Genomic DNA, 980 nt, shown 5'->3' with positions numbered 1-980 from the left:
TTGTGTGTGATAAACTATGTAAGTCATCTGAATACTGTTTATTCATTTGTCATTTGACAAATAGAGTACTTTTATTACCTTATTTCTATTTTAACAATAATACTTTTTAATCCATTCTGTCTAATTAGCCTGCTTTTTCTAATTGCTCTTTATATCCCGATAAAAACAGAAAACGGCGCAAACTGCGCTAAAAGTTTTTCTCTAAATACGTAGGTAGAAGCTTTTTTGAAATATAATGCTTTAAATGAATAATAGCACCCATGCCTTATGAAAGGATGGATTTCATAAAAAATGAAAACTTCTTCATTTTTTATGTCCCCCAATAGTATTGTTTCTGTCTTTGCCAGTTGCTCCCTTTACTAGATTTATACCTTTTAATACAGCATTTTTCCCATATTTCTGCTTCAGTTTCAAAGTTGCCTCCTGAAGTCTTTTTTCCTTTTCTAAATCTTTTTCAAGCTTTTCTTCTTCTTTTTTTAACTGCACGTAATCAGTATTGTACAAGGTTCGTATCCCCATGCATGATCAATCAGCAGTTCAGCATTGACTCCGAACATATCATAAAGAAGATCTTCATTATAATACTTCTCTTTACTGCCTACAGAACATTTGGCAATATCACCCATAGTATACAACCCCGCTTCATTAAGCTTTTTTGCATATCCTTTACCAACTCTCCAGAAATCTGTAATCGGCTGATGATGCCATAAGTATTTCCGATATCTCATTTCATCTAAACAGGCAATCCGCACTCCGTCTTCATCTGCTTTAACATGCTTGGCAACAATATCCATCGCCACTTTCGCAAGATATAGATTTGTTCCTATTTCCGCTGTGACTGTTATTCCCGTTGTCTTATAAATATCCTGAATAATCATTTTTGCAAATTCCCTTGGAGATTTATTAACAGTCTTAAGATAGCTCGTTGCATCAATAAAAACCTCATCAATTGAATAAACATGAATATCTTCAGCTGAGGT

At 33.7% G+C, this 980-nt stretch carries 2 protein-coding genes; both read right to left on the bottom strand.

The features are described 5' to 3' along the window. Positions 1 to 303 precede the first annotated feature (303 nt). A complete protein-coding gene (locus tag KTF99_RS17760) occupies positions 304 to 486 on the bottom strand; it encodes a hypothetical protein (protein ID WP_442896718.1) in 183 nt (60 codons plus the stop codon). Next, on the bottom strand, positions 477 to 980 hold a 504-nt coding region (locus tag KTF99_RS16785; protein ID WP_442896717.1), incomplete at its 5' end, for a Y-family DNA polymerase. The genes KTF99_RS17760 and KTF99_RS16785, both read right to left, overlap by 10 nt.

It is taken from the genome of Erysipelatoclostridium sp. MSK.7.34 (assembly GCF_019041935.1).
Lineage (GTDB): Bacteria > Bacillota_I > Bacilli_A > Erysipelotrichales > Coprobacillaceae > Thomasclavelia > Thomasclavelia ramosa.
The sequence above is the reverse complement of the archived record's forward strand: the minus strand, read 5'-3'. Positions and strand labels throughout refer to the sequence as shown.